At 36.9% G+C, this 794-nt stretch carries 1 protein-coding gene; it reads right to left on the bottom strand.

What is annotated here, in order from left to right; translation table 11 throughout:
- Positions 1 to 65: 65 nt before the first annotated feature.
- Positions 66 to 794, bottom strand: a 729-nt coding sequence (gene fliD, locus G6554_RS25305; protein WP_166246843.1) for a flagellar filament capping protein FliD, incomplete at its 5' end; no start/stop codon positions are given.

Here is a 794-nt window from a genome sequence, read left to right on the forward strand (position 1 = left end):
TTATTTTCTAGTCAAAAAGGCACTCTGGAAAACCTATCCAGAGTGCCTTTTTTGATTAATATTGATTATTGCCCCATCTGTTGATAAAGCCACGAACTTTGCGAATTTAATTTTTGCAGAGCCTCTTCCATGGCATTGAATTTCTTCCATAGGCTCTGCTCTTGTACATTTAGACGGTCTTGCACCTTAATCATATTTTTATCAATCGTTGCAGCTTCCTTAGCGAGATTGCTATTTATAGAGATTGTCCCAGGTGCCCCGGCAATTACCTTTAATTTATCAATTACATCTCCAATTCGCTCATAGACCCTTACTGCCAGTCCGCTTTTTGCATATTTTTCAGAACTAGTTATCGTATTCTCTTTTGAATTATCAATAACTTTACTAGCAAATAGTTCTTGAATGGCATTCAAATTAGTAGAAAGCGCTGATTTTAACTTAGTTTCATCCAGAGACAATTTTCCATTTTCCTTGTAATTTGTGCTTGTCATGATTCCAATATCCTTCAATGAACCAACAGAACCACTAACCCCCTGTACTGCTTCATTGATACTTGTCCGGATTTGAGTCAAGAATTGCCGAATTGTTGGGTCATTGGATAAGAGGCCGCTTTTCGCTTTTTCCTCCCACAGCTTAATTTCATCATCTTTCATGGCTTTCCTTTGCTCATCAGTCAATGGCGGGAACTTGCGATTGACCGGTTCAGAAAGTTTGTCATTTAAGTCTTTAATTAAATCATTGTATTTTTCAACAAATGTTTTCAATTTATCAAAAATCTTATCGGAATCTGGGAC

Source organism: Bacillus sp. MM2020_4 (assembly GCF_011250555.1).
GTDB lineage: Bacteria > Bacillota > Bacilli > Bacillales > Cytobacillaceae > Neobacillus.